Below are 2,881 nucleotides of genomic sequence, written 5' to 3' on the forward strand. Positions count from 1 at the left end.
CTCCCCTCGGCCGACCCCGCGGACCCACGTACGGCGGCGCCCGCCGCCCCGACCGGTACGAAGCTCTGCGTGGCCTGCCGCGCGGGCCATGTCGACACCGACGGCTACTGCGAGAACTGCGGTCACGCCCAGCCGCGCGAGCGCGACCACGTGGAGCAGGAGCTGGACGCCGTGGCGGCGGTCAGCGACCGCGGACTGCGCCACCACCGCAACGAGGACGCGTTCGCCGTGTCGTCGGCCGCCCTGCCGGACGGTACGCCGGCCGTCATCGCGATCGTCTGCGACGGCGTCTCGTCGGCGACCCGCCCCGACGAGGCGTCGGCCGCCGCGTCGGCAGCCGCCAACGAGGTGCTGCTGGCGGCCCTGCCGCGCGGCACGCACCCGCAGCAGGCGATGCACGAGGCGATCGTGGCCGCCGCCGAGGCCGTCAACGTCCTCGCCGACCGGCCGGGCCGGACCGGCGAGCAGGAGACGCACCGCGCGCAGAACGCGCCGGCGTGCACGATCGTCGGCGCGGTCGTGGCGAGCGGGCTGCTGGTCATCGGCTGGGTCGGCGACTCCCGCGCCTACTGGGTGCCCGACGACCGCACCGGACCACCGGCCCGGCTCACCGAGGACGACTCCTGGGCCGCCCAGATGGTCGCCGCGGGCCTGATGAACGAGGCGGAGGCGTACGCGGACGAACGCGCCCACGCCATCACCGGCTGGCTCGGCGCCGACGCCTACGAACTCGAACCGCACACGGCGTCCTTCAAACCGGACCGCCCCGGTGTCGTGGTGGTGTGCACGGACGGCCTGTGGAATTACGCGGAGAGCCCACAGGAAATGGCACGGGCCCTTCCGCCGGACGCGGCCAGGCGGCCGCTGCGCAGCGCCCAGGTGCTGGTCGGCCACGCGCTCGACGGTGGGGGCCACGACAACGTAACAGTGGCCCTGCTGCCGTTCGCCGTGCCGCGGCAAGGGGCAGGATCCGGCTACAGCCCGGCCTGAGCACCCCACTGCACGGACCACCGGCCGGACAGCCGGCCCGGACCGCCGCCCGGTCCAACCCCGGGAGCACACCGGCCCGTTGTCCCGCCGTCCTCTCAAGTCTTCTGTTTTTTGCCAGTGGAGCGTCAAGGAGCCGATACAGATGGCGAACTTCTCCAAGTCGACCGTGCCGCAGTTCTCCGTCGAGGTGTACCAGAACGAGTACCTGCCGGAGGGCGGGCGCGAGGTCAACGCGATCGTGACGGTCACGTCCACCGGGGGCGGTACGACCGGCCGGGTGCCGCTCGCGGCAGCGTCCGCCTCGCCCACGACGACGCCGGGCCGGGGCCCGAACGCGGCCGTGGTGATCATGGTCGACTGCTCGGGGTCGATGGACTACCCGCCGACGAAGATGCGCAACGCGCGCGATGCCACGTCCGCCGCCATCGACACGCTGCGCGACGGTGTCGCCTTCGCCGTGGTCGCCGGTACGCACGTGGCCAAGGAGGTCTACCCGGGCAGCGGCCGGCTCGCGGTCGCCGACACCGCCAGCCGCGCGGAGGCCAAGAACGCCCTGCGCAAACTCAGCGCCGGCGGCGGTACGGCCATCGGCACCTGGCTGGGCCTCGCGGACCGGCTGCTGGCCTCGGCCGACGTGTCGATCAGGCACGGCATCCTGCTCACCGACGGCCGTAACGAGCATGAGACCCCGGAGGCTCTGCGGGCCTCGCTCGACGCCTGCGCGGGCCGCTTCACCTGCGACGCCCGCGGTGTCGGCACCGACTGGGTGGTGAAAGAGGTCACAGGCATCGCCTCGGCGATGCTCGGCACGGTGGACATCGTCGCCGATCCCGCGGGCCTGGCAGCCGACTTCACCGCGATGATGGAGAACGCGATGGGCAAGGAGGTCGCGGATGTCGCCCTGCGGCTCTGGACGCCCGTCGGTGTGGAGATCAAGTTCGTCAAGCAGGTGGCGCCGACGGTCGAGGAGCTGACCGGGCGGCGTACCGAGGCCAACACCCGTGCCGGGGACTATCCGACCGGCTCCTGGGGCGACGAGTCCCGTGACTACCACGTATGTGTCCAGGTCCCGGAGGCGGGCGTCGGCCAGGAGATGCTGGCGGCCAGGGTCTCGCTGCTCCTGCCCGCCGCCGACGGCACGTCACAGGTGCTGTCCCAAGGGCTGGTACGGGCGGTGTGGACCGACGACATGGTGGCGTCGACCTCCATCAATCCGCAGGTCGCGCACTACACGGGCCAGGCCGAACTGGCACAGGTGATCCAACAGGGCCTGGAGGCCCGTAAGTCGGGGGACTTCGACGGCGCGACCGCCAAACTGGGGCGCGCGGTACAGCTCGCGTCGGACTCCGGGAACGCGGATACGGCGAAGTTGCTTTCGAAGGTGGTGGACGTGGTCGACGCGGCGACGGGTACTGTGCGACTGAAAGCGAAGGTCGCGGACGCGGACGAGATGACACTGGAAACTCGCTCGACCAAGACCGTTCGCGTCAAGAAATAGCGCACCGCAACACAAAGCGATCAGCAGCGGCCTCCGGGCCGGACGAGGAGAGGGGGAAGCGCCGACATGCCGACTTGCCCGAACGGACACCAGTCGGGTTCCGACGACTGGTGCGAGGTCTGCGGCCATCGCATGGCCGGAGCCGGCGCTCCCGCCGGTTCGGTGCCGCCGCCGCCCCCACCGCCGCCCGCGCCCGGTTACGGCTATCCGCAGGATCCGCACGCGACGGCGCAGGCCGAGCTGTGCCCGCAGTGCCGCACTCCGCGTGAGGGCAACGCCCTGTTCTGCGAGGAGTGCCGGTGGAACTTCCTCACGAACACGGCGACCTCGTACACGCCGCTGGCTCCGCAGCACCAGCAGCCAGGTGGTCACGGTGGACCGGGCGGGCCGGTT

General features: G+C 71.9%; 2 protein-coding genes and 1 pseudogene. All 3 read left to right on the forward strand.

What is annotated here, in order from left to right:
- A partial coding sequence (locus P3L51_RS35705; protein WP_354609527.1) for a PP2C family protein-serine/threonine phosphatase occupies window positions 1-990 on the forward strand: 990 nt, incomplete at its 5' end.
- Between the two features lie 142 nt (window positions 991-1,132).
- Window positions 1,133-2,488: a vWA domain-containing protein gene (locus tag P3L51_RS35710; RefSeq protein WP_354609528.1), complete on the forward strand. Its 1,356-nt coding sequence runs from the start codon at window positions 1,133-1,135 to the stop codon at window positions 2,486-2,488.
- A 66-nt stretch (window positions 2,489-2,554) separates the two neighbouring features.
- Window positions 2,555-2,881 (forward strand): annotated as a pseudogene (locus tag P3L51_RS35715) (FHA domain-containing protein); the annotation flags it as partial.

Origin of the sequence: Streptomyces panacea, assembly GCF_040560175.1 — a bacterium.
In the GTDB taxonomy this organism is placed as follows: Bacteria; Actinomycetota; Actinomycetes; order Streptomycetales; family Streptomycetaceae; genus Streptomyces; species Streptomyces panacea.

Excerpts from the sequence above, each read along its gene's own strand:
- P3L51_RS35710 (WP_354609528.1), top strand. The coding sequence starts at position 1,133 with ATGGCGAACTTCTCCAAGTCGACCGTGCCGCAGTTCTCCGTCGAGGTG.